Raw genomic sequence first — 24705 nt, 5'->3', positions numbered from 1 at the left:
GAGGGGTCGGGTCAGTGCCGGGGCAGGCTGGCCAGGACGGTGCGCTGGATGGCGACGGCCGCGGCGCCGCGCGCCCACAGGGTGGGGTCGTCGTCGAGGATGCGCAGGTCCAGGGGTGACGCCTCGGGCTGACGCGCCTGGTCGATGCCTGCCTGCAGGCGTTTCCGGGCGACGTGGGCGAGGCGGATGCCCTCGCCCGTGAGCAGGATGCGCTCGGGCTGGGCGATGTTCGCCACGGCGGCGATCAGGGTGCCGAAGGCGTAGGCGGAGCGCGCGACGATCTGGTCGGCCAGCGGGTCGCCGCCGGCCGCGAGGTCGAGCACCTCGTCGTAGGTGACGGCCCGTCCGAGCACCATGGCGGCCTGGGTGTGGATCGCCTTGGTCGACAGCAGCGCGTCGGCGCAGCCGCGGTGCCCCTCGGGACAGGACGGGCCGAGCGGGTCGATCGGGAAGTGGCCGAGGAGGCCGATCCCGGAGTCCGGGCCGGTGACCAGGCGGTCGTGGATGACCAGGCCTCCGCCCACCCCCGCTCCGATGGTCAGGGCCGCGAAGCTGTGCACATCGCGCCCGTCCCCGAACCAGTGCTCCGCCTCCATCAGGGCGTCCAGGTCGTTCGCGACCGCCACCGGCCTGCCGGTGCGCTCGGCCAGGAGCAGTCCGAGGTCGACGTCGTGCCAGTGCAGGAAGGGTGCGCGCCGGACGAGGGTGAAGTCGCGTATCGCTCCGCCGAGCCCGACCCCGACGGCCGCCGGGGTGTGCTCCGCGGACAGCTCGGCGACGACCTGGGCGAGCACGTCGACGACCGATCCGGGATCCAGGGCGGTGATCTCGTGCGAGCAGGTCGCGAGGATGTCCGCACGCAGGTTCGTCAGCACGCCGTACGCACGGAAGCCCGTGAGCTTGATGCCGGCGAACTGCTGCAGCCCCGGGTCGACGTCGAGCGGCTGCAGGGGCCGGCCCCCGCCGCTGGTGGCCGGCTCCCGCACCTCGTGCAGCACGCCCGCGTCGAGCAGCGGCTTGGTGATCCGGGTCAGGCTCGGGGTGGAGAGATCCAGCCGCCGGGCGAGTTCGGTCCGCGCGAGCGGACCGTGCAGCAGCACCTCGAGCGCCACGCGGCGCGAGGTGGCCGACAGCGGCGTCCAGGGTGATGCGGTGTCCAGCATCTGCGCTCCTCACTGAGCTCTTCGTCGCTGAGCTTGTCGTCGATCTGGACTAGATAATACCGACACGAAACTCTGAGTCAACCCCTCCCACGTGACGCAACCGTGACTTCAAGCGGCTTGACGCCGATCGCCTCCTTGGAGTTAATGTTGTAACGAAGAAATCTCCGCCTCGAACCCCAGAGGGTCCCGGCTGTCGTCGAGGACACCGCCGGGCCTGCCCGCGAGGCACGGAGACAACGATCAGGAGGAACTGGAATGCGCAAGCACACTGCGGTGCTGGCTGCCGGCTCGCTCGTTCTCGCGCTGGGCCTCGCGGCCTGCGCGAACGGCGGTGACGACGGCGGCGCCGAGGACGGCAGGACCCTGAAGGTCTGGTGGTGGGAAGCTGACGACTCCGCGCTGTCGGCGGCCTGGAACACGGCGGTCGACATCTTCGAGGAGGAGCACCCGGGCGTCGAGGTGCAGTTCGAGCTCAAGACGTACGAGCAGATGCAGCAGTCCGGTCAGCTCATCCTGGACTCGAACGACGCCCCGGACGTGCTCGAGTACCTCAAGGGCAACGCGACCGCGGGCGTGGTGTCCAAGGCGGGCCTGCTCACGGACCTGACGGACGTCGCGGCCGAGCGCGGGTGGGACCTGGACAACACCGCGCAGGACGTGGGCCTCTACGAGAACGGGATCATGGGCTCCGGTCAGCGGTACGGGGTGACGAACTACGGCGAGCACGTCGGGCTGTTCTACAACCAGGACATGCTCGCCGAGCACGGCCTCGAGGCCCCGGAGACGCTCGAGGACCTCGAGTCCGTGATGCAGTCGTTCGTGGACCACGGCATCACCCCGCTCGCCCTGGGATCTGCCGACTACCCCGGCCCGCACCTGCTCTACGCGCTCGCCCTGGCGCACATGGACGACGACTCCCTGGCCGCGTACCAGCAGTTCACCGGCGAGCCCGACTGGGCGGCCTGGGAGCAGGCCGCGACGACGTTCTCGGAGTGGGTGGACAAGGGCTACATCACCACGGACTCCACGGGCATCCCGGCCCAGGACGCGGGCAACGCGTTCGTCGCCGGCAAGTACCCGCTGTTCTACTCCGGCACCTGGTGGGCGGGCAGCTTCACGACCGAGATCACCAGCTTCGAGTGGGACCAGATCCTCTTCCCGGGCAACGAGCTGCACCCGGGTTCGGGCGGCAACCTGTGGGTCGTCCCGGCCAAGGCGAGGAACAAGGAGCTCGCCTACGACTTCATCGAGATCACCCAGCGTCCCGAGGTGCAGAACGAGCTCGGCAACCTGGGCGGCGTCCCGGTGGCGGCCGAGGAGGGCGGGGTGACCGAGCCGGTCGGCAAGCTCGTCACGCAGCGTTTCGACGAGCTGCTGTCCGGTGAGGGCGGCCGGCTCGCCTGGTACCCCGACTGGCCCGTGGCGGGTCTCAACGACGTCCTGATCGCCCAGACCTCGGACCTCGTCCAGGGCAACGTCGACCCCGCCCAGGCGGCGTCGAACATCCAGGCCGCCTACGACGCCGGCAAGCCGCAGGGCTGAGCCGGTCCACATCCGGGTGCGGTGGCGCGAGCACGGCTCGCGCCACCGCACGTACGAAGGAATCGACCATGACATTTCTGACCGGCGCGCCTGCGCGTTCGACCGGTGCACCCGCGCGACGACGACGCCTGCCGGGCACGGAACGACCTGCCGGGTACTGGCTGTACATCGTCCCGGGAGCGCTCGGCTTCCTGGCGGTGGTGCTCGTCCCGTTCGGGATGAACCTCTTCTACAGCCTCACGACCTGGAGCGGGGTGGGCGACCCGGAGTTCGTCGGGCTCGACAACTACGCACAGCTCCTGGGGGACGCGACATTCTGGACCTCGTTCCGCAACAGCGCCTTCTTCGTCGTCGCGATCGCCGTGATCCCGACCGGGATCGGCGTCCTGGTGGCCGCCGTGCTGTTCGACTTCATCGCCCCGCGGTTCGGCACCCGCACGTCGAGCTTCCTGCGCGCGATGTTCTACCTGCCGCAGATCCTGCCGATCGCGGTCGCCGGGGTGCTGTGGAAGTGGATGTACCAGCCCGAGTACGGGATCATCAACTCCCTGCTCGGCTCCGTCGGCCTGGAGCACCTGCGGCAGAACTGGCTCGGCGACTCCGACCTGGCCGTCTACTCGGTGATGAACGTCCTGATCTGGCTCCAGATCGGTTACACGGTCGTGGTGTTCATGGCGGGGCTCTCGCGCGTGGACCCGGCCCTGCACGAGGCCGCCGAGCTCGACGGCGCCGGATGGTGGCAGCGGTTCCGCATGATCACGCTCGTCCAGCTGCGGCCCGAGATCGCCGTCGTGCTCATCACGACCTCCGTCGCCGCGCTCAAGGTCTTCGCGCCCATCTTCGTGCTCACCAAGGGCGGGCCGGGCACGAGCACGATCGTGCCCGCCTACTTCTCGTTCTCCAGCTTCTTCACCACCACGCGCGTCGGCTACGGCGCCGCGGTCGCCACGGTTCTCGCGATCCTCGTGACGATCATCGCGATCGCGCTGCTGCGCTACCAGACGCGCACCACGGAAGGGTTCGACGATGACGGTCGATGACCTCACCCACGGCGCTCACGCGCCCGCCACCAAGGACGTCAGGCCCGCACCCGGCGTGTCGCTGCGCACCCGGGGCGGTGCCCGGAGCCGGCGCCGGGTCAGCGGCTGGGTCGTGCTCGTCGTCGTCGGCGCCGCGGCACTGCTGATGATCTTCCCGTTCTGGATCGCGGTCATCAACGGGTTCAAGCCCTCGGCCGAGTACATCCAGGACGGCCCGATGTCGCTGCCCAGCAGGCTGGACCTCAGCACGCTCGTCACCTTCTGGCGCGGTGTCGACTTCAACGGCAAGCTCCTGAACAGCGTCATCATCTCCGGCAGCGTGGCACTCATCGCGGCACTGCTCTCGCTGCTCAGCGCGTTCGCCATCGGCATCGGGCGGATCAAGGGCAGGGTGTGGATCCTGGCGGTCTTCATGGTGGCGTTCACCATCCCCCAGGAGGCGCTCGTCTACCCCCTGTTCGTGCTGACCCGCGACCTCGGGCTGTACGACACGCTCCCCGGCGTCATCATCATCCTCGCCGTCCTGCAGAGCGCGTTCGGGACCTACATGCTCTCGTCCGTCCTGGGGGCGTTTCCCAGGGAGGTGCTCGAGGCGGCGCGGATCGACGGCGCCAGCCGGCGGCAGATCCTCGGGCGCATCGTGTTCCCCCTGACCCGGCCCACCCTGTCGGTGCTCGTCACGTTCTTCTTCATCTGGACGTGGAACGACTTCTTCCTGCCCCTGATCCTGCTCCCGTCCGCGGCGAACCAGACCGTGTCGGTGTCCCTCGGCGCGCTCTCCGGCCAGTACACCTCCGACCCGACCGCCCTGGCGGCGGCGTCGCTGGCCGGCTTCCTGCCCGCCCTGGTCTTCTTCCTCGTCTTCCAGCGGACCCTCATGCGCGGCGTGAACCTCGGCGCCGTGAAGTGACCCCGCCCCTTCCTGGCCCGGTGACCACTTCGGCACCGGGCCAGGGCGTCGCGCCTGGACGACCCCAGGCTCGCCGGACCCGATAACCCCAAGGAAAACCCATGTCGCTCACGCAGACCGACCACGTCACGACCGGAACCGATCCGCACTGGTGGAGGAGCGCCGTCGTCTACCAGATCTACCCCCGCTCGTTCGCCGACTCGAACGGTGACGGGATCGGCGACCTGCCGGGGATCCGCTCCCGGCTGGACCACCTGCAACGGCTCGGCGTCGACGTGATCTGGCTGTCGCCGATCTACCGCTCGCCCCACGCCGACAACGGTTACGACATCAGCGACTACCACGACATCGACCCGGTCTTCGGGACCCTGGCCGACTTCGACGACCTCCTGGCCGAGATCCACCGGCGCGGCATGAAACTCGTCATGGACCTCGTCGTCAACCACACCAGCGACGAGCACCCGTGGTTCCGCGAGTCGCGGTCGAGCAAGGACAACCCCAAGCGCGACTGGTACTGGTGGCGCCCCGCCCGCGACGGCCTCGCACCGGGTGACCCCGGGGCAGAACCCACCAACTGGGAGTCCTTCTTCTCCGGCCCCGCCTGGACCCTCGACCCGGCCACCGGGGAGTACTACCTCCACCTGTTCGACCGCAGGCAGCCCGACCTCAACTGGGAGAACCCCGACGTCCGCCACGCCGTGTACGCCATGATGCGCTGGTGGCTCGACCGGGGGGTCGACGGTTTCCGGATGGACGTCATCAACCTCATCTCGAAGGACACCGCGCTGCCCGACGGCGTTCCGGGCGCCTCAGGGCTCGGGAACGGGTTCCCCCACTACGCGAACGGCCCGCGCATCCACGAGTTCATGCAGGAGATGCACCGCGAGGTCTTCGCCGGGCGGGAGGGGCAGTACCTCACCGTCGGCGAGATGCCCGGTGTCACCTGGGAGGACGCCGTCCTGTTCACCGACCCCGCGCGGCACGAGCTCGACATGGTGTTCCAGTTCGAGCACGTGAACCTCGACCACGGCCCCGGCGGCAAGTTCGACCCGCTCCCGCTCCGGGTGTCCGACCTCAAGGCCTCCCTCGGGCGCTGGCAGCGCGAGCTGGGCTCGACCGGCTGGAACAGCCTCTACCTCGGGAACCACGACCAGCCACGCAGCGTCTCCCGGTTCGGCGACGACGGCGCGCACTGGCGCGAGTCGGCCACCGCCCTGGCCACCGTGCTGCACCTGCACCGCGGCACCCCCTACGTCTACCAGGGCGAGGAGATCGGCATGACCAACGCGCCCTTCGCGGCCGTGGAGGACCTCCGGGACGTCGAATCCCTCAACCACTACCGCGGCGCCGTCGCGGCCGGACAGGACCCCGAGCAGGTCATGGCGGCCGTCCGGCACATCGGGCGCGACAACGCCCGCACCCCCGTGCAGTGGGACGACGGACCGCAGGCAGGCTTCACCACCGGAGACCCCTGGATCGCCGTCAACCCGAACCATGCCTGGCTCAACGCCGCCGCCCAGTACGACTCCCCCGGCTCGATCTTCAGCCACTACCGGCGCCTCATCGAGCTACGGCACACGCTTCCCGTGGTCGCGCACGGCGACTTCGAGATGCTCCTGCCGGACCACCCGGCCGTCTACGCCTACAGGCGCCGGCACGAGGACACCACCCTCCTCGTCGTGGCGAACCTCGCCGGCGAGCGGACGGAGATCGATCTCGACGTCGGGCGGTACGACCTCCTGCTGAGCAACGGCGGACCGGACGCCCCCACCACGGCCGGCCGGCTCGCGCTCGCTCCGTGGGAAGCCAGGGTCTACGTCGCGACGACGCCCGGGTAGGCCCGGCGGCTCCGTCCTGGACGGACGGCGTCGGGCATCGACGGCGACGGCCGGGGTCGCCTTCCGTGCGGAAGGCCCCCGGCAGTCGTCGTTCACAGCTGTTCCGCGGCGCCCTTGCGGCCGCGCGGCCGGACCTCGGGGACCCTCAGATCGGGGACGGCTCTGAGCATGAACTGGTCGAAGTGCGGCACCGTGAACTGGGTGGAGCCGTACTCGGGCGTGTACAGCAGGCCCTTTTGGATCAGCGTCGCTCGTACCGTGGCGACCTGGGCGGACGTCCGGCTCAGGAGCCGGGCCACCTCCCCCGTCCCGTGCGGCTCCGGGCCCAGTTCGGCCATGGCCCGCATGTAGGCCCGCTCGAGGTTCGTGGTCCGGTCCAGGCGTACCCGGAAGAAACTGCCGTCGAGCTTGGCCGTGTAGTCGACCTCGGCGAGTTCGACGTCGCGTCGTGTGATCCGCGAACCATGGGCGATCGGCCAGATCGCGTACCCCAGTTCCTGCAGGAAGTACGGGTAGCCGTCCGTGATCGACGCGCACAGGTCCAGGGCGTCGTCGTCGTACTCCACGCCGTGACGACGGGCGGGCGCGGTGAGCGCCTTGCGTGCGTCCTCAGCTCCGAAGTTGCCGATCTCGGGGAACTTGAACAGCCGCTCCGCGTAGGACTTCGCCTGCCCGGCCAGTTCGGCGATCTGCGGAAGCCCTGCGGCGACCATCGTGACGGGCAGGGCCCGCTGCACGGTCTTGTGGAGGGCCATGATGACGCCCTCGAGCTGGTCGGTGGTCAGGAACTGGACCTCGTCGACCAGGAGGACCACCCCGGTCTCCTCCTCCTGCGCCGCCTCGCCGAGTGCTACCAGCATGTCGGTGAGGTCGAGGGCCAGATCGCCGGTGTCGGCCTGGCCGAGAGCTTGTTCCACGCCGAGCCCTGCGGTGAGGTTCCCCTCGGGGTCGACGCTCAGCGTGAAGCTCCGGAGCACGCCGACCGCCTTGCGCATCAGGTCCCGCCAGCGATCCGGCGTGCTCATGGTCAGGAGCGCCTTGCGGACGCCCTGGCTGATCTGCCGACGGAAGTGCAGGTCCGTGTCACGCTTCGGGACCTCGATCTCGATGACCTTCCAGCCGGCGGACTCCGCCTTGCGCGCGAAGGCGCCCAGCAGCACGGTCTTGCCCACGCCTCGAAGGCCCGTGACGATCATCGACTGCTCCGGGTAACCGTTGCGCAGCCGTCCGAGGAGGATGTCGAACGACGCCAGCTGGTCATCACGGCCGACCAGAGCGATCGGCGTCGCGCCGGCGTTGGGCGTGTACGGGTTCGTCACCGGATCCATGGACCGATAGTAGGTTTAGGAAGGTTTACGGTCCAGTAGTAAACCTCTGTAAACCATCTGCGACCGGCTCGGTGCGGCGGCGGCCATCGACGACGGCGACGGCCGGGGTCGCCTTCCGTGCGGAAGGGACCCCGGCCGTCGTCGTGCGGCCCGCGGAGCGGGTCAGGCCCGGTGCTCGCCCTTGGCGACGGCGATCATCTCGTCGCGGGGGACGACCTTGATGCGCTCGCGCTGCTCGGCCTCGCCGAGGGAGCGCTCGTGGGCGTCGAGGAGTTCCCAGCCGGACCACTCGATGACGTCCACGCCCTTGTCCGCGAGGAACGCGGTGATCGCCTCCGGGTCGCCCTGCGGGGCCGTGCGGCCGCCGAACAGGTCGCCCTCGGCCGGGGCGACGCCGTCGGCCACGCCCGCCACGTCCTCGACCAGGTGCTTGACGGTCTCCGAGGCGTCGGACTTGGTGTGGCCGATGAGGCCCACCGGGCCGCGCTTGATCCAGCCGGTCGCGTACACGCCGGGCACCTGCTCGCCGTCCAGGTCGACGACGCGGCCCTCGCGGTTGGAGATGACGCCCTTGTGCTCGTCGTAGGGGATCTCCGACAGCGGGGAGCCGAAGTAGCCCACCGCGCGGTAGACGGCCTGCACCGGGAAGTCGTGGAACTCGCCCGTGCCCTTGACCGTGCCGTCGCCCTGCAGGGCGGTGCGCTCGGTGCGGAAGCCCGTGACCTTGCCGTCCTCGCCCAGCACCTCGTGCGGCTGGTGCAGGAAGTGCAGGTGCAGGCGGCGCGACGCCGTCTTGGTCTCCGGGTCGTCCAGGGCCCAGTCCGTGAGGGTCTTGACGACCTGCTTGGTCTGGTTCGACGAGTTGATCGCGGCCTCGGAGCCCTCGTCGAAGTCGTAGTCCTCGGGGTAGACGATGATGTCGACGTCCGGGACGTGGCCCAGCTCGCGCAGCTCCAGCGGCGAGAACTTCACCTGGGCCGGGCCGCGGCGGGCGAACACGTGCACGTCCGTGACCGGCGAGGCCGACAGGCCCTCGTACACGTTGGCCGGGATCTCGGTGACCAGCAGGTCCTTGGGGTGCTTGGCCAGGATCCGGGCGACGTCGAGCGCGACGTTCCCGGCGCCGATGACGGCGATCTCGCGCGCCTCCAGCGGCCAGGTGCGCGGCACGTCGGGGTGGCCGTCGAACCAGGACACGAAGTCCGCGGCGCCGTAGGAGCCGTCCAGGTCGATGCCCGGGATGTTCAGGTCGGCGTCCTTGATGGCGCCGGTGGAGAAGATCACGGCGTCGTAGAACTGCCGCAGGTCCTCCAGCTTGACGTCCGTGCCGAAGTCCACGTTCGCCAGCAGGCGGATGTCACCGCGGGACAGGACCTTGTGGAGCGCCACGATGATCTGCTTGATGCGCGGGTGGTCCGGCGCGACACCGTAGCGGACGAGCCCGAACGGCGCCGGGAGGCGCTCGAACAGGTCGATCGAGACGTCGAGGTCGGTCTTGGACAGGATGTCGCTCGCGTAGATGCCGGCGGGTCCGGCACCGACGACGGCGACGCGCAAGGGTCGGGTGCTCACGAAGAGGCGCCTTCCGGGTCGGTGGAGGGATGACAATCGAAGGCCAGGCGTGATTCTACCGACCACGGGTAAGCAGCACCTAACTGCTTGTCCACGGAGTGACCACGCGCCCCCGCCGAAATCAGCCTCGCGGGCCCTTCAGGCGCGAGGACGCGGCCCGTTCGCGGATCGCCGTGACCGTGAACCAGAGACCGACGCCGATCATCGGGTAGACGAGGAACCACGGGAACGGGTCGCCCTCGTGGAAGCCCCGGCGCGGGCCGGTGACGTGCTCGACCTGCGCCCGCCACCAGGCGAGCCACACCACCGCGGCCAGGACGAACGAGCCCGCCGCCACGATCGCGGAGTTGCGGGCCTCCTTCTTCGCCCGGGCCGGCTCGTCCGATGCGGGGCCGGGCCCGGACACCATCCCGCTCATCCGGCGATCGCCTCCGCGAGCACGGCGAACGTCGGATCGGCGGCGATCTGCCGCGGCGGCTCCGGCCTGTCGAGCTCGCCGGCCTGCAGGCGCCACGTGCCGGCGTCGTCGACCTTCACCGCGGCGGTCCGGACCGGACCCTCCAGGCGGGTGGCCTCCACGCTGCCGCCGAACGGCGCGCCGGCGGCCTTCTCGAAGGCCGCGCCCACGTACCCGGCGGCGGCCCGTTCGGCGCTGACGCCCGGCTTGACCGGCCAGACCAGCCACAGGCCGAAGGGGGCCGGCTCCAGGAAGACCGTCCCCTCGGGCGCGGAGACGAAGACCGCGACGGACTTCCGGTCGCCCGTGATCGTCACGGTCTCGATCCAGGTCGTGGCCGTGCCGCCGAGGCCGGCCAGCCGTGCGGCGTCGCCGACGGGCATCAGGCCGCCCGTGGTGGTGATCTTGCCCCGGGCGATCAGCGTGCTCAGCCCGATGCCGACGGCCGGAGAGTCCTTCTCCACCGCGGGCAGGTGCAGCAGCTCGAGGGTGCGTGCGGCGGACTCCGTGTCGATCACCGACAGCAGCGCGGTGATCTCGAAGGCGGTGAACTCCGACACGATCGTCCGCAGGTCGGGTGCGGCGGTCTGGTTGGTCATGGTCTCCCTCTCGTCGTGGGGTGCTCGCGACGTGCGCGGCGCATCCGTGGCGGCCGTCGTCACGCCAGGGTCGTGGCGAGCACCTGGAAGGTCGGGTCGGGTGTGATCGGGGCGGGTTCGGAGATGTCGCCGCCGGGGCCGCTCGCGAGGGTCCACGCCTCGTCGTCGGACACCGTCACGACGGCCGAACGCGTCGTGGCGTCCGCGGCGACGACGCGGACGCTGCCGGAGAACGGCCTCGACCGCGGCAGGTTGCCGAACGCCGAGGCGACGAAGCGCGCGCCGATGACGGGCAGCGGGTCGCCCTGTGACAGCGGCCAGGCGTTCCAGACGTCGTACGGGCGCGGCTCGAGCAGGACCGTCCCCTCCGGGGAACGGATCACCGCCGCGACGTTCGACGCGTCGTCGGTGGTGCCGATCGCCTCGATCCACTCGACGGCGTTCATCAGGATCGACGCGATCTCGTTCACGGGGCCCAGCGGCGCCAGCCGGCCCTCGGCGACCGTGGCGAGGCGCCGCGCGAGCAGCGAGCCGACGCCCGCCGTGGTGACCGGCGAGTCGATCCCGTCCTCGGGCAGGCCGAGCAGCGCGCGGGCGCGGTCCGTCGCGGTGTTCCGGCGCATCGAGACGAGCGCCAGCAGCTCGACCGCCGCGAGATCGATCCGGGCGCCGTCCGTACGGCCGCCTCCCGGCGCTTCCACAGTGGTCTCCGCCATCGTCATGCCTTTCGTCCGGTGCGACATGTCATCGCCCATGATGCCTTGTGCGCCCACGATCAGAACCCGAGCAGGTCGCCGGCGCCCTCGATGAGGTCACCGCCGGCGTCGACGACGTCGCCCACGACCTCGCCCGCCTTGTCGACCGCCGAATCGGCGATCCCCGCGATGTCGTCGGACAGGTTCGTGTCCGAGAAGGCGTTGTAGATCAGGCCCACCGGGCTCACGTAGTCGATGAGGTTCTGGGTGAGCGGGCGGTCGGAGACGAGGCCGTTGATCAGGCTCGCGCCCGCCCAGACGCCGCCCGCGATGGCGAAGGCCGGGGCCGCCGGCCCGCCGAAGAGGGTGCCCGCGGCGAGCGCCGCCGCGACATAACCGTCGCCCGCCGAGTACAGGTTGTCGGCGCCGCCCTCGCGGAGGAAGTCGAGGCCCGAGTCGATGTACTGGTACGAACCGGTGACCAGACCGGCGACGCTGAAGACGCCGCCCATGCCCTTGGCGAACTCGGGGAACTTGAGCCCGAGGAGGCTCGCGAACAAGCCGCCGGCGTCCCCCGTCGTCCCCTCGACGTCGATGATGTCGCGGATGCTGTCCGGCAGATCCGGGACGGAGTCGCGCCAGTCGGACTCGCCGGAGCCCTCGCCCGAGGTCCCGCCCCAGGAGCCGCCACCGCCGCCCCCGCCACCGCCGCCCGAGCCGCCGCCGCTGCCCAGGCCGCCCGTGTCCTCGGACGTCGACTCCTGCGCGTCCGCGTTCTCGCGGACCTTCATGGCCACCTCGGCCAGCGCCTGGGCGGTCGTCGTGATCGCGGGCGCGTGCGTCCCGCTCCACTCCTCGCGGAACCCCTCGGCGTCGAAGCCGTTCCACTGCTCCGGGGTCGGCATCGCCGATTCCACGATCCCGACCACGCCCTCCAGGGCCTCGCCGCCCCGGGCGATCTGGTCCGCGAGCTGCCGCAGCGCCTCGATGTCGGCGCCGTACATGTTGCCGCTCACAGGGCCTCCTCTCACGTCTGGATGCATCATGCCTGCTGGACCGCGTCGCGAGCCACAAGCCTCCGGGCGTAGCCAACCAGACCGCCCGGCGGACGGCCATGGGGAGGAGTCCCCTCGGACGCGGGGAGTGTCGGTGACGTCGTGCATGATGCTGCCAGGCGCCCCGGTGGCGCGGGAACCGTTCGTCCTGACGAGCCGTTCAGCGTGTGGGTGAAAGGAAGTAGCGATGCATCGGCACTACAACGGTCTGAAGACCGCCGCGATGTTCGGCGTGATGTGGGCTGTCCTCATCGGGATCTGGTTCCTGATGGGAGCCAGGTCGGGCTACATGTGGATCTTCGTCCTCATCGGCCTCGGGACGACGGCCTACAGCTACTGGAACTCCGATAAGCTCGCCATCCGGGCCATGCACGCCTACCCGGTCACGGAGCTGCAGGCCCCGGAGATGCACCGGATCGTGCGCGAGCTGTCGACGGCCGCGCGCAAGCCCATGCCGCGCCTGTACATCTCGCCCACCAAGGCGCCCAACGCGTTCGCCACCGGGCGCAACCCGCAGAACGCCGCCGTGTGCTGCACGGAGGGCATCCTGCAGCTGCTCGACGAGCGCGAGCTGCGCGGCGTGCTCGGCCACGAGCTGATGCACGTGTACAACCGCGACATCCTCACCTCGTCGATCGCGTCGGCGATGGCGGGCGTCATCACGTCGGTGGCGACGGCGCTCATGTGGTTCGGCGGCGGCAACCGGGAGGGCGGCAACCCCGTCGCGGCGCTGGCGATGGCGCTGCTCGCGCCGATCGCGGCGACGCTGATCCAGCTCTCGATCTCGCGCACGCGGGAGTACGACGCCGACGAGGACGGCGCCAAGCTCACGGGCGACCCGCTCGCCCTCGCCTCCGCGCTGGCCAAGCTGGAACGGGGTACGCAGCTCGCGCCGCTGCCGCAGGACCGGGAGCTGACGAACGTCTCCCACGTGATGATCGCGAACCCGTTCCGGGGCGCCGGGCTGGCGCGGCTGTTCGCGACGCACCCGCCGATGAAGGATCGCATCGCCCGCCTCGAGCGGATGGCCGGCGGCCCGGGCGGCAGCTACGGGAGCCGGTACGGGCCGAACGGCTTCGGCGGGTACTGAGGGCGCCGGCGGTGCGGCCGGGCCGGAATCACCTGGCCGGGGGTCACCGGCCCGACGTCACCGGCCCGGCGTCACCGGGCCGGTGCCGGCAGGTCGCCCGTGAGGTCCAGCGACCGGTCCACCCGGGCCACCAGGTCCGGCGTGACGACGGTCTGCTGGCCCGAGACCTGGACCAGGGACGGCGCGCCGTTGCCGTCGCTGAGGCCCCAGACCACGGCCACGTAGTTCCGGCCCCCTGAGGTGTAGGTGTACGACGTGTTCGCGCGGTTCGCCTCCTGACGCAGGGCGGTGACCGGGGCGAAGTCGTCGCGGGTCTCGCCGGTGCCCTCGATCTGCCCGACGAACCAGTCCACGGCCTCCTGCGGGCCCATCGCCGTGCCGGGGTACAGGAAACGGATCTGGCCCGCCACGCCGCCGGCGTCGTTCGGGAGCTGGTAGATGTACCGCCACGGGTCCTGGTCGGGCACGGGGACCCAGTTGCCCGGGATCCGGGCGGTGACGTTCGAGGCCTGGATCGTCTGCGGACCCGCCGGCGCTCCGCCGGCCGTGGCGCCGCCGGCCGGCACCTCAGCGGACGCCACGCCCGCGGACGGCGTCCGGGCCGCACCGCCCTCCCCGCCGGGCTCGCCCGCCAGGAGCGAGCAGGCGCTCAGCGTCGTGGCGAGCAGGCCGGCCGCCACGGCAGCCTGCAGGGAACGTCGGGTTCGCATCGGATCGGCTCATCTCCTGGTGGGGGTCGCACTGCCTGCGCGAGTGAAAGCTATCGCGTCGCGCGTCGCCGCGGCCCCGGCCCCCTCCGCGGCCGCCTCAGTAATCGTTTGAAGTGGCCTCCTGGGCATCGGCGTTCTCGCGCACCTTGCCGGCCAGCTCGGCCAGCGCGCTCGCCGTCTCCCGCAGCCGCACCATGTGCTCGTCGGTCCACTCCGCGCGGAACCCCTCCGCGTCCGGCCCGCTCCAGCCGTCCTCGGGCACCATCGCCGCGCCGACCGCCGCGACGACGCCGTCGAGGCGGGCGCTGCCCTCGGCGATCGTGTCCGCGAGCACGCGGAGCGCCTCGATGTCGGCGCCGTACATCCCTCCGGCCACGTCTCCTCCTCACCCTCGGCGGTGTCACGGCCGGGTCCGCTCCGGCCGGCCCCTGCTACCGCGCCGCCGATGCGCGAGAGGCGCGGCACCGCAGTGGTGCCGCGCCTCTCGCCGCACCGTGGCCGGTGGCAGGCCACCACGCCGGGCGGCCCGGTCGTTCGACAGCCCCTACTCAACCAGAACCCGCGAGCCGGCGGAATGGGGAGTACTCCCCCCGGAACCCTCAGGCCCCGCCCGCGCCGGCCCCGCCGGCCGCGAGCAGCCCGGGCAGCTGCGCCCCGGCGTCCGCCGGATTCCCCGAGAGCATGACCTGCGGCAGTGCCCGGCCGGCGAGCCCGCGGGCGCCCGGCGCGCCGGCGTCGGCCAGCGCCGCCTCCAGCGCCCGGACCAGGCCGTCGGTGCGCCGCCAGGTGCCGAACCACCACACGCCCGGCCGCAGCGACTCACCGGCGAGAGCGCCGGGCCCGAGGATCCCCGAGGAGTCCACCGCCGCACGCGTCGCCCGCACCCCCGAGGCGACGAACGCCACGCCGTTCCAGCCCCACACCGTGCTCCGTCCCTGCCGCAGCGGGACGCCTCCGGCCACCATCTGCGGCAGCTTCCACACCGGCCGGTACGCCGTGACGCTCGCCGCGTCCAGCCGGTGGAACGGGACCACGAACGGGGTCAGGAACGGGGCCACCGACCCGATCAGCAGGCCGCGCTCCAGGACGACGACCTTCTCCGAGCCGAGGAACCACAGGATGACCGCGGCGATCAGGACCCACCAGGGCGCCACGAGCGCCGCGTCGGCCGGCTCGCCGTTGCCGAGCACGATCCCGGCCGAGAACGTCAGCACCACCAGCACCGCGATGACGACCGCCGCGGGTGACGGCGGGTTCCCCTCCACGTACCGCACCGCCCCCAGCTCGGGGAACCGTGCCGCGAGAGCGCGCACCTTCCGGCCGGGACGCTCCCCCGTCACGGCGCGGCCACCAGGCTGCCCGGCAGCGCGCGCAGATCCGCGGCACCCGCCTCGGTCAGGGTGAGCGTCTCGTTCCCCGAGCCGTCCCGGTCGCTGCCGCGCAGCACGAAGACGCCCTGGGGCCCGGCGAACACCGAGACGTTGACGATCTCCTCGGCCTCCGCGCGGACCACGGCGAGCGTGGTGACGACCTGAGCCTCGGCCACCTCGGGGATCGAGGCGGCCTCCGCCTCGAACTGCCCCACCCCGAACGTCCGCGTGCGGCCCGACAGCACCGCGGCCGACGTCGGGTCGAGAAAGCCCTGGAGCCGCTCCCCGAGATGGTCCTGGGAGTACACCGAGAAGCGGTGGTGACCGCTGTCGGCCACGTCCTCCTCGAGGATCCCCAGCCCGTCGTGCACGTAGCAGAACACCCAGCTCTTGCCCAGCGACGTCGTCCGCTCGACGGACATGATCGCCTGCGCCGTCCGGCGCAGCACGAGCGGGCCGGTGATCTCCGGGATCGCCTCGAGCGTCACGTCCGAGCCGTCGGCGGTCGGCAGCGTCTTGACCAGGCCCTGCGACAGCATCGACCGGAGCGCCACGCGCCCCACGAGGGAACGGTCGGCGTCCCCCTGCTCGTCCAGCCACGGCAAGGGCACGACCTGCTCGGTCTCGACGCCGTCGAGGATGAGCACCTGCTCGTCCGTGAGCGCCACGACACGGGTCGACTTCCCCGGCACGATCCTGCCCATGACGCCCTGCGCGGCGTCGACGTCGGCGGAGTCGAACCGCATTTCCTGCTGGTCCATCAGAAGAGGCCTCCTATGAAGTCACCGGCGTCGCCCAGTGCGTCGCCCACGGCATCGACCGCATCACCTGCCGCGTCACCCACGGCCTCGGCTGCGTCACCCACCGTATCGCCCACCCACTCCGTGGCGTCGCTCGCGAAGGCCGAGATCTCGTCGCCGTAGGCGTCCCACACCATGTTGCCCAGCGCCCAGGCACCGGCCGCCAGGCCCGCGCCGACGACGACGCCGACACCCACCGGGCCGAGCAACGCGGCGCCGCCCAGGGCGATGGCGATGCTGCCGGCACCGCCGACGACGCCGACGCCGCCCATCACGCGGTCCATGACGCCACGGGCGCCGTCGTACTGCGTGTTGAACATCCGGTTGACGCCGTCGTAGATCGCCAGGGCACCACCGGCACCACCGATGAAGCGCGAGGCCTGGCCGGCGAACTGCACCGCGCCGGAGCCGAAGATCGGCGAGAGCGCCCCGCCGCCGAGCCGGCCCAGCAACCCATAGGAATTCGCGGCGCCGAACCCCCTGGCCGTGGCTCCGACCAGACCGTCGGCAGCCAGGTAGACGGACCGCGCCCCCGCGGCCAGGCCGCCCGCCCGCACCGCGCTGACCAGGGCGCTGCCTGTCTTGATCGCCTTCACCGCGGCCAGCACCGGCCCGATCGACTTGAGCCCGATCATGCCGAGCTCGCCCCAGTCGAAGCCGTCGCCACCACCCGGGGTGCCGTTCTCGCTGCCGCCCCCTCCGGGAACGCCCGAGTAGTCGTTCGAGGTCGACTCCTGCGCGTCCGCGTTGTCCCGGACCTTCCCGGCGACCTCGGTCAGCGCGCTCGCCGTCTCGCGGAGGCGGACCAGATGGGTGTCGCCCCACTCCGCGCGGAATCCCTCCGCGTCGGGCCCGCCCCAGCTCTCCGGGCCCGGGATCGCGGTCTCCACCGCCGCGACGACGCCGTCGAGCGTCTGACTGCCCTCGGCGATCCTGTCGGCCAGCGTACGCAGCGCCTCGATGTCGGCGCCGTACATCCCTCCGGCCACTATCCCTCCTCAACGATGGCGGGTGCCCGGAACTCGTCGAGCTCCCGGCGCACCCTCTCGGGTAACGGGCGAAGGGGTGCGGCACCGTGGCGCCGCACCCCTTGCGATGACTCCCTGCAGGCCTGCCTCGGCGGCAGTACCGATCGGTGAGGATCAGTACTGGTTCGAGGTGTCCTCCTGCATCGAGGCGTTGTTGTCGGCCGTCGTGGCGTACTCGTCGAGCGCGGAGGCGATCTCGTTCAGCTTGACGGTGTGGGTGCCGTCCCACTCCTCCTGGAACTGCACGGCGTCCGGGCCGTTCCACTCGGTCTGGCCCATCTGCGACGTGACCGTCTGGACCGTCGTGCGGACCTGCTCGGCCTGCTCACGCAGGACGTTCGCCAGCTGCCGGACTGCCTCGACATCGAGACCGAAGACGTTGCCGCCCTCTGCGACCATGTTCACTCCTTCATCCACGGCCCCGCATGCGTCTCATGCGGCGGCCTCGTTGTTCGACGCCACGTACTCAACCAGAACCCGTGACGCCCGCGGAATGGGCAGTGCTACCCATCCCCCTTCCTCAGCGATGGCGCGCCCGTCACTCGGGCAGCGCCACGTGAATCTTCGCCGGCCTCCCCGCGGTGATCAGGAACCCGCGCCCCGGCGGGAAGTCCCGCCGGCGGATCTTGCCGAGCGGCGTGTTCATCAGCAGGTCGCCGTCGGTGTCGCCCGGGGTCAGCAGGATGCCGTTACGGCCCGACTTGAACGGCCCCGCCAGCGCGAACGCCTTCGACCAGGTCGAGGACTCCGACTCGCCGACGACGAGGTGCTCCTTGCGCACCGCCAGCTTCACGAAGGCCTCGAGCGGCTTCTCCGCCGGGGTCCCCGCCAGCTCGGTGTAGTTCTCGATCATCAGGGTCAGGCCGCCCGGCGCGAACTTGTCGGCCTGCACGAGCTCGGTGAGCTCCTTGACCGCCTCCACGACGTCCTCGGGGTTCTGCACCACCTGGTCCCACAGGTCCAGCGCCCCGAGGCTGGTGCGCCGCGACGAGAAGTACAGCAGGCGCGTGCGCGAGGCACGGCGCAGCGTCGTGGCGATCGTGACGAACGCCGTCGTGCGGCCGGACCCCGGAGGGCCGGCGAGCATGAGCGGCGAGCGCTGCGGCAGCCCGATCGGCGTGATGTCCAGGTCCCGCAGGCCGATCGTCGGCAGGTTCGCCGCCGTGGGCGGCAGCTGCGCGAGCTGGAAGTTGTCCGGCAGCCGGTCCACCCCGGGCGCCTGCGGCGTCCCGGCGCGCAGCATCGCCTGCTCGAGCTTGTTCAGCTCACGCGACTGGACGACGCCGTTCGAGTCGCCGCCGAGCACGGCGATCTGCGCCTCCTGGCCGAACATGACCGCCCGGCCCGGCGCCGACGTCGCGTCGAGCACGTCCTTCGGCGTGTTCAGCATCATGTAGTCGTCCTCGCGGGCCATGCGGTGCACGACGCGCTTCTGCACGGTCGAGGCCAGCGACGGCGGCACGGAGACGGCCCGGTCGCCCGACATCACCAGGTGGATCCCGACGGGCCGCCCGTCCGTGGCGAGCTGGGTGAAGGCGCCGAAGATCGAGAACCCGCGCCCGGCGGCCAGTTCGTACGAGTCCCGGAACGAGCCGATGCCGTCCACCATCACGATGATCCGCGGCTCGTCCGGCCGGTTCGCGATCTTCCGGTACTCGGTGATCGTGCCCGCGCGGACCTCGGCGTAACGCGCCGCCCGGTCCTCCAGCGTCTCGGTGAGGCGGCGCATGAGGCGCATGACGCGCTCCTCGTCCTCCCCGTCGATGATCGCGCCGACGTGCGGCAGGCTCTCGAGCATCGACAGACCGCCCGAACCGCAGTCGATCCCGTACACCTGCACGGGCCCGCCGCGGACGGTGAGGCCCGCGGAGATCGCGATCGAGCGCATCGTGGTGCTCTTGCCGACGCCACCGGTGCCGTAGATGGCCAGGTTGCCGTCCGCGTCCGGCTCGTAGTGCACGGTGGGCTGCCGCTGGCCGTGCGGGTCGTCCATGACGCCCAGCAGGAGGTGGGTGTCCGTGCGCGGGTTCGGCAGCAGCGCCAGGTCGTAGGTCGCCGCGAGCTCGGGCAGCCACGGCTTGCGCGGTTCGGGCACGCCGGCCGACGACGCCGCCACGCTGATGGTGCGCACCATGCGGGCGATGTCGTTGGGACCCGGGTCCCCGCCGTCGTCCACGGACTCCCGCGCCGGCATCTCCCACTTCCGGGAGATGCCGAAGTCGAGCTCCTCGACGTCGATCTGCGCGAGCTCGGGCTCGTCCTTGGTCCAGCCGCCGGCGTAGCCGGTCTGGAACGTCGTGATGCGGCCGGGGCCGGTCTTCGCGGCGCCGCGGCCGGGGATCGAGGCGGAGAAGTGCGCGGCCATCTCGTCGCCGAGCACGTCCTTGGAGTCGGACTCGTCCGCCATCCGCAGCGCGATGCGCAGGTTGGTGTTGGCGCGCAGGTTGTCCTTGATGACGCCGGCGGGGCGCTGGGTCGCGAGGATCAGGTGCAGCCCGAGCGACCGGCCGCGCTGCGCGACGTCGACGACGCCGTCCACGAACTCCGGCACCTCGCCCACCAGCGCGGCGAACTCGTCCACCACGATGATGAGCGACGGCGGCGCCTCGGGGTCGCCGGTCTTCTCCAGCGAGGCCAGGTCCTTGGCCTTCTTCCGGTTCAGCAGGTGCTCGCGGTAGTGCAGCTCGGCGCGCAGCGAGGACAGCGCCCGCCGCACCAGGTGCGGCGACAGGTCCGTCACCAGGCCGACGGTGTGCGGCAGGTGCACGCAGTCGGCGAACGCCGCGCCGCCCTTGTAGTCCACGAACAGGAACGTCACGCGGTCGGGGCTGTGCGCCGCGGCCATGCCCATCACCCAGGACTGCAGGAACTCGGACTTACCGGCACCGGTCGTGCCGCCCACCAGCGCGTGCGGGCCCTGCGTGCGCAGGTCGAGGTAGAACGGCTCGATGCCGTTGTGCCCCACGAGGCCGCGCAGGTTGGTCGGGTTCTTGCGGCGCACGGGCGGCGAGCCGTCCCGCGGCGTGAGCGACAGGTTCTCCCGCCACCGGTCGACGATGCTGTTCGCATCCGAGGCGACCTCGGTCCCGGCGAGCGCCAGGTAGGACACCGACCGCGGCAGGTCCGTCTCGTCCGAGACGGGGGCGCCGACGTCGACCACCGGCGACAGGATGCGGGCGATCTCGTGGGCCGTGGCGAGGTCGGCGGTCTCGCAGCGCACGGGGAAGGACAGCAGGCCGTAGTGCACCTGGCCCGTGGTGGCGCCGTCCGGCCCGGCCGTTTCCTGGAGGACGACGAAGGTACGGCACGCCGCGGGCAGCTGCTCGACGGTGGGCGCGACCCAGATGACGTGCACGTTCGCCGACGGGCCGCGCTCGGCCAGGCGCACGAGGCGGGACCGTTCGAGGGGGACGTCGTCCTCGACGAGGACGACGACGCTGGGCAGCACCGGCTTGGGCATCCGCTCGGTGCGGTCCTTCTCGGGGTCGCGCTCGCCCTCGAACGGCGGCGGGCCGTCCAGCCGCACGCCGCGCGACTCCACGAGCTCCTCCAGCCGGGTGAGCAGGGCGATGCCCTGACCCGGGTCGGCGGCGAGGTGGTCGGTCGAGCCCAGCGGGCTGTGCGGCGAGCCGGTGTGCGGCACCCACTGCAGCCACTCCCAGTCCTGCCGGGAGCGGTTCGAGGTGAGCGCGGTGACCACCACCTCGGCCGGCGAGTGCAGCGTGACCATCTGCAGCAGGACCGACCGCGCCACGCCCTCGACGATGCCGGACGGACCGGCCAGGCCCACGTTGCCGCCGAACCGCAGCGCGGCGACCGCGGGCACGTCGTCGATCACGACGCACTGCTCCTGGAGGTCGATCACCTTCTGCCAGTGCTCGGCGAGCCCCTCGTTCTCGCGGGGCTTGTCGAACTCGGTGCGCGACGGCGCGCGGCCCATCCCGAGCCGCACGGTCAGGAACCAGCGGTGCTCCGGCCGGTGGGTCCACATCAGCCCGCCGAGACGCCGGGTGGCGGCGAGCGCGTCGGCCAGCGACGGCGACTCGGCGACCCGCACGGCCCGTTCGACCGCGTGCGTGCGCCGGATCCGCTCGGCCGTCGCCTCGCAGTTCTGCAGGAAGATCTCGGTGGCCTGCTCGAACTGCTTCTTCGCGTTCAACCGCCGGTCGATGAAGACCGCGCCCATGATCAGCGGGCTCATGAACATGAACACGAGCATCCGCGGGTTCTGGAAGATGGCGAACATCGCCAGGCCCATGAACATGGGCGCGAGCATCGGGATCCAGGGCAGCCGCCCGGGCGGGATGGGCCGCGGCGGCTTGGGGGGCGTGATCTTGTCCTCGCCGAACCGCGTCACGACGCGCGGCGAGCGGTTGAACTCCACCGCGGGACTCGTCGGGACCAGGCCCGCGTGCCGGTGCAGCGCGATGACGGAGACGACGTCGTTGCCGATGGTGACGATGTCGGAGCTGGTGACCGTCGCCCGGGTGACCGCCTGCCCGCCCATCACGAGGCCGTTGGCCGAGTCGAGGTCGTGGATCTCGATCGACTCGCCCACCACGATGCGGGCGTGCCGCTTGGACACCTGCTTGTCGGCGAGCCGGATGTCCATGTCGCGGTTGCGCCCGATGTAGGAGGTCCCGACGGGCAGCGGGAACTCACGGCCGGCGTCGGGCCCCTCGATGACGCGCAGCGTCGCGACCGCGGCGCCGCGGTCCGCGCCGGGCACCATGAACTGGTCGGAGACCCGCACGATCTCGACCGTGGAACCGGAGCGCAGGCCCGCCTGCGTGAGGTCGCTCTCGGGCCGCAGCACGCGGCTGTCGGCGCCCGCGCCGCCGGACTCGCCGCGCACCTGCAGCGTCAGGTTCGACGGCGCCGCGGCGCCGTTGCGGGTCGGGTCGGCCGAGAACAGGGTCTCGGCCACGTCCCGGACGGTGGCCGTCGCGTCGGCGGTGACGGCGACGTTGGCACTGGTCTGGTCCGGGCGGTTGAGTGTCAGCTTGATCCGCACGTCAGGCGTCGTCCTTCAGGTCGAGGAGGGGGAGGTCTTCGGCGGTCACCAGCCGGGAGGCGACCGCGTACTCGACGAGGCGGGCCCGGCGGTTGGTCGCCTGCGCACCGGAGTCGCCGCGCAGGCCCTTCACGCCGATCCGGTCGAGCTTCTCGCACACGTTGTCGAGCTTGCGGTTGAAGCGGGTGGTGGCCCAGCCGAGCCGGCGCGCCGCGGCCGCCGAGCTCGGGATCTCGCTCAGCCCGCTGCCCTCGCGGCGCAGCATCGGCTCCGACAGCGCCACGATGAGCTGCCGCTGGCTGGTGGTGAAGCGGATCGCGCCGATCGTCGTCGCGCCCGACCCGGCGTCGTCGTCGGACTGGATCTCGTGGTACGGCGCGTCCTCGAGCTGCAGCGTGAGCTCGTAGGTCGTGGGACCGGCGGTGAACACGACCGACGTGCTGGGGAAGACGATCGGCAGGCGGTTGCCGGGCGGCAGCCACGACTGCACGCCGCCCCCGGAGTCGCACACCGTGGCGGAGATCAGGGAGCCGACGTTCGACAGCCACCAGATGCCGTTCTCGCGCGAGACCCGCAGGAAGCGGCGGTGCAGGTACGGGTTGTCGTCGACGGCGAGGTCCCCCTCGCGGCCGATGTCGAAGACGGCGCCGCCGGCCTGGTCGTCACCTTCGGGGCGGAACCACTCGCCGCAGAACTCGATGGCAAGCGAACTCATCCGCCGGCTCCCTGCGCCGGATGGCACGCGCGCACGGGCTCGGACTGGTTGGAACCCCGCTGCGTCACGACGTCGATACAGGTCTGACCGGGCATCGCGGGCACGGTGGCGGTCGTCTTCTGGTCCACGGGCTGGTAGATCACCGCGGCCTCCTCCAGGCTGACCACCCGGTAGCCGAACTTGTCGTCCTTGCCGAAGCCCTCGGGCTTCTTCCAGGTCACGACGACCTGCTCGCCCTGCTTCGCGGCCTTGACCTGCTGCGGCGGCGGCACGTAGCCGGTGACGACGTCCTGGTCGACACCCGGCGCGGAGATCGCGGCCGTGGGGTCGTCCGCCGGCTCGTCGCCCTTCCAGGGCTGCAGGACGACGACGGTGATGATCACCGCCACGAGCGCGACCGCCCCCGCGATCGGCGCCACGAGACGCCACGGGCTGGGCTTCTCCTCGTGCTCGGCCTGACCCGGCGCCAGGTACTCCTGCGCGCCGCGCTGGCTCTCGGGCAGGGACGTCCGGGCGACGGTCTCCTCGATGCCGGCACCGGCACTCACGGTGTCGGTCGCGTAGGGCAGGTCCGTCGCGACGGGACGGTCGAACGACGACGGCGCGCCCGCAGCGGGCACGAAACCCGGCGACGGCTGGGCTGCGGCAGGAACGAAGCCGGGCGACGGCTGAGCCGCGGGCTGATATCCGGGCCGGGCTTCCGGGACCGTCGGCGACTGGAGTGCGAACGATCCGTGGGCGGGCCCGGGTGCGGGCGAGGAGCCCCGCGGCTGCTGGCCGGGGTCGATGGAGACGACGTTGCGGAACCGGGTGCCGTCCTGCTCGTCCTCCTCCTCCTGGTGCATGTGGCCGGACTCGTCGAGGATGTCGATGGGCGTCATGTCGCGCGACATCTCGACCTGGACCTGCTGCAGCGCGCGGGCGAAGGCCAGCGCCGTCGGGTACCGCGACGTGGCGCGCTTGCTCATGGCCGTGGCCAGCACGCGCTCCAGCGACGGCGGCACGTCCGTGCGGCCGAGCGGCGGCAGCGGCGCCGTCTCGATGCGCGCCATGAGGTCGGCCGACCGGTTCGACCCGCCCGGCACCTCGAACGGGGTGCGCCCGGCCAGCAGGGTGTAGCAGGTGGCGGCCAGGCCCCACACGTCGGTCGCGATCCCGCTGACCGGCGGGTCCTGGAACGACTCCGGCGGCGACCACGGGATCGACATGCCCTCGGCGGCCGCGGCCTGGTCCACCGTGGACGCGATGCCGAAGTCGGTGAGCACCGGGTGGCCGAACTGCGTCACCAGGATGTTGGCCGGCTTGATGTCGCGGTGCAGGATGCCCAGCCGGTGCGCGGTCTCGACCGCGCCGGCGATCTGGATCGTGGTGCGCATGGCCTCGGCGACCGAGAACCGCTCGCTGCGGTACCGCGCGCCGAGGTTCGGCCGGGAGCAGTACTCCATCGCCAGGTAGGGACGCCCGTCCCCCGCCGCCGACGCCTCGTACATCGTGACGATCGACGGGTGGTTGCCGAGCGTGGCCATGAGGTCGGCCTCGGAGTCGAACGTCTCCCGCTGCGTGGCGCTCGACCACTCCTTGAGCAGCACCTTGATCGCGACCTGCCGCCGCGGACGGCGCTGCTCGTACAGGAACACGTCCGCGAAGCCGCCCGACCCGATGACCCGCATGAAGTCGTAGCCATCGATGTGGGGCGGCGCGGAGGGCGCTCGCTTGCTGCTCACTCGGCTCCTTCTACGTTCGTGTGTCGTTCCTGGCGGATGGTGTGCACGCCGGACG

At 71.5% G+C, this 24705-nt stretch carries 21 protein-coding genes; 5 read left to right on the top strand and 16 right to left on the bottom strand.

The genetic code is table 11. The annotated features are described in order from the left end of the window. Window positions 1-11: 11 nt before the first annotated feature. Window positions 12-1163 carry an ROK family transcriptional regulator gene (locus tag ABD208_RS01575; RefSeq protein WP_344098912.1) on the bottom strand — a complete coding sequence of 384 codons (1152 nt, stop codon included), beginning with the start codon at window positions 1161-1163 and terminating at the stop codon, window positions 12-14. 255 nt (window positions 1164-1418) lie between these two features. Between ABD208_RS01575 and ABD208_RS01570 the strand changes: the two genes are divergently transcribed. The 4 genes from ABD208_RS01570 to ABD208_RS01555 all read left to right on the top strand — a co-directional run bounded on the left by ABD208_RS01570 (window position 1419) and on the right by ABD208_RS01555 (window position 6493). Next, on the top strand, window positions 1419-2705 hold the full coding sequence (locus tag ABD208_RS01570) for an ABC transporter substrate-binding protein (protein WP_344098911.1): 1287 nt from the start codon (window positions 1419-1421) through the stop codon (window positions 2703-2705). A gap of 68 nt (window positions 2706-2773) precedes the next feature. Then, window positions 2774-3745 (top strand): carbohydrate ABC transporter permease, encoded by a 972-nt coding sequence (locus ABD208_RS01565; protein ID WP_344098910.1) that lies wholly within the window; start codon window positions 2774-2776, stop codon window positions 3743-3745. Further along, window positions 3732-4655 (top strand): carbohydrate ABC transporter permease, encoded by a 924-nt coding sequence (locus ABD208_RS01560; RefSeq protein WP_344098909.1) that lies wholly within the window; start codon window positions 3732-3734, stop codon window positions 4653-4655. The genes ABD208_RS01565 and ABD208_RS01560 overlap by 14 nt, the downstream gene beginning before the upstream one ends. A gap of 101 nt (window positions 4656-4756) precedes the next feature. Beyond that, on the top strand, window positions 4757-6493 hold the full coding sequence (locus tag ABD208_RS01555; protein WP_344098908.1) for a glycoside hydrolase family 13 protein: 1737 nt from the start codon (window positions 4757-4759) through the stop codon (window positions 6491-6493). Between the two features lie 92 nt (window positions 6494-6585). Here ABD208_RS01555 and ABD208_RS01550 read toward each other — a convergent pair whose 3' ends face one another. From ABD208_RS01550 to ABD208_RS01525, 6 genes are all read right to left on the bottom strand, one after another. After that, the gene (locus ABD208_RS01550; RefSeq protein WP_344098907.1) at window positions 6586-7821 is read right to left on the bottom strand and encodes an AAA family ATPase; all 1236 of its coding nucleotides are present in this window, start codon (window positions 7819-7821) and stop codon (window positions 6586-6588) included. A 162-nt stretch (window positions 7822-7983) separates the two neighbouring features. Further along, window positions 7984-9393: an FAD-dependent oxidoreductase gene (locus ABD208_RS01545; RefSeq protein WP_344098906.1), complete on the bottom strand. Its 1410-nt coding sequence runs from the start codon at window positions 9391-9393 to the stop codon at window positions 7984-7986. A gap of 121 nt (window positions 9394-9514) precedes the next feature. Further along, the gene (locus ABD208_RS01540; protein ID WP_344098905.1) at window positions 9515-9811 is read right to left on the bottom strand and encodes a hypothetical protein; all 297 of its coding nucleotides are present in this window, start codon (window positions 9809-9811) and stop codon (window positions 9515-9517) included. After that, window positions 9808-10449, bottom strand: a complete 642-nt coding sequence (locus ABD208_RS01535) for a hypothetical protein (protein WP_344098904.1) — start codon at window positions 10447-10449, stop codon at window positions 9808-9810. Before ABD208_RS01535 ends, ABD208_RS01540 begins: the two co-directional genes overlap by 4 nt. Before the next feature lie 59 nt (window positions 10450-10508). Next, window positions 10509-11165, bottom strand: a complete 657-nt coding sequence (locus ABD208_RS01530; RefSeq protein ID WP_344098903.1) for a hypothetical protein — start codon at window positions 11163-11165, stop codon at window positions 10509-10511. 59 nt (window positions 11166-11224) lie between these two features. Beyond that, window positions 11225-12160 (bottom strand): WXG100 family type VII secretion target, encoded by a 936-nt coding sequence (locus tag ABD208_RS01525; RefSeq protein WP_344098902.1) that lies wholly within the window; start codon window positions 12158-12160, stop codon window positions 11225-11227. Window positions 12161-12386: 226 nt separating this feature from the next. Between ABD208_RS01525 and htpX the strand changes: the two genes are divergently transcribed. Then, a complete protein-coding gene (htpX, locus tag ABD208_RS01520; protein ID WP_344098901.1) occupies window positions 12387-13289 on the top strand; it encodes a zinc metalloprotease HtpX in 903 nt (300 codons plus the stop codon). 71 nt (window positions 13290-13360) lie between these two features. Here the strand turns inward: htpX and ABD208_RS01515 are convergent, their stop codons facing one another. From ABD208_RS01515 to ABD208_RS01475, 9 genes are all read right to left on the bottom strand, one after another. Beyond that, on the bottom strand, window positions 13361-13999 hold the full coding sequence (locus tag ABD208_RS01515) for a hypothetical protein (RefSeq protein WP_344098900.1): 639 nt from the start codon (window positions 13997-13999) through the stop codon (window positions 13361-13363). A gap of 97 nt (window positions 14000-14096) precedes the next feature. Beyond that, window positions 14097-14375 carry a hypothetical protein gene (locus ABD208_RS01510; RefSeq protein ID WP_344098899.1) on the bottom strand — a complete coding sequence of 93 codons (279 nt, stop codon included), beginning with the start codon at window positions 14373-14375 and terminating at the stop codon, window positions 14097-14099. 223 nt (window positions 14376-14598) lie between these two features. After that, the gene (locus ABD208_RS01505; RefSeq protein ID WP_344098898.1) at window positions 14599-15339 is read right to left on the bottom strand and encodes a hypothetical protein; all 741 of its coding nucleotides are present in this window, start codon (window positions 15337-15339) and stop codon (window positions 14599-14601) included. Beyond that, window positions 15336-16130 carry a hypothetical protein gene (locus ABD208_RS01500; RefSeq protein ID WP_344098897.1) on the bottom strand — a complete coding sequence of 265 codons (795 nt, stop codon included), beginning with the start codon at window positions 16128-16130 and terminating at the stop codon, window positions 15336-15338. Before ABD208_RS01500 ends, ABD208_RS01505 begins: the two co-directional genes overlap by 4 nt. After that, entirely contained in the window at window positions 16130-17158 is a 1029-nt protein-coding gene (locus ABD208_RS01495) for a WXG100 family type VII secretion target (protein ID WP_344098896.1), read from the bottom strand. Before ABD208_RS01495 ends, ABD208_RS01500 begins: the two co-directional genes overlap by 1 nt. Window positions 17159-17311: 153 nt before the next feature. Continuing rightward, complete coding sequence (locus tag ABD208_RS01490; RefSeq protein WP_344098895.1) at window positions 17312-17596, bottom strand: WXG100 family type VII secretion target; 285 nt, start codon at window positions 17594-17596, stop codon at window positions 17312-17314. Window positions 17597-17735: 139 nt separating this feature from the next. Then, window positions 17736-22211: a type VII secretion EssC family protein gene (locus tag ABD208_RS01485; protein ID WP_344098894.1), complete on the bottom strand. Its 4476-nt coding sequence runs from the start codon at window positions 22209-22211 to the stop codon at window positions 17736-17738. A gap of 1 nt (window position 22212) precedes the next feature. After that, window positions 22213-22926, bottom strand: a complete 714-nt coding sequence (locus ABD208_RS01480) for a hypothetical protein (RefSeq protein ID WP_344098893.1) — start codon at window positions 22924-22926, stop codon at window positions 22213-22215. After that, entirely contained in the window at window positions 22923-24650 is a 1728-nt protein-coding gene (locus ABD208_RS01475; protein ID WP_344098892.1) for a serine/threonine protein kinase, read from the bottom strand. The genes ABD208_RS01480 and ABD208_RS01475 overlap by 4 nt, the downstream gene beginning before the upstream one ends. Between the last annotated feature and the right edge of the window lie 55 nt (window positions 24651-24705).

Source organism: Myceligenerans crystallogenes, assembly GCF_039529775.1.
GTDB classification, from domain to species: Bacteria; Actinomycetota; Actinomycetes; order Actinomycetales; family Cellulomonadaceae; genus Myceligenerans; species Myceligenerans crystallogenes.
Note: the sequence above shows the minus strand (reverse complement) of the source record. Positions and strands in the feature narration are given on the sequence as shown.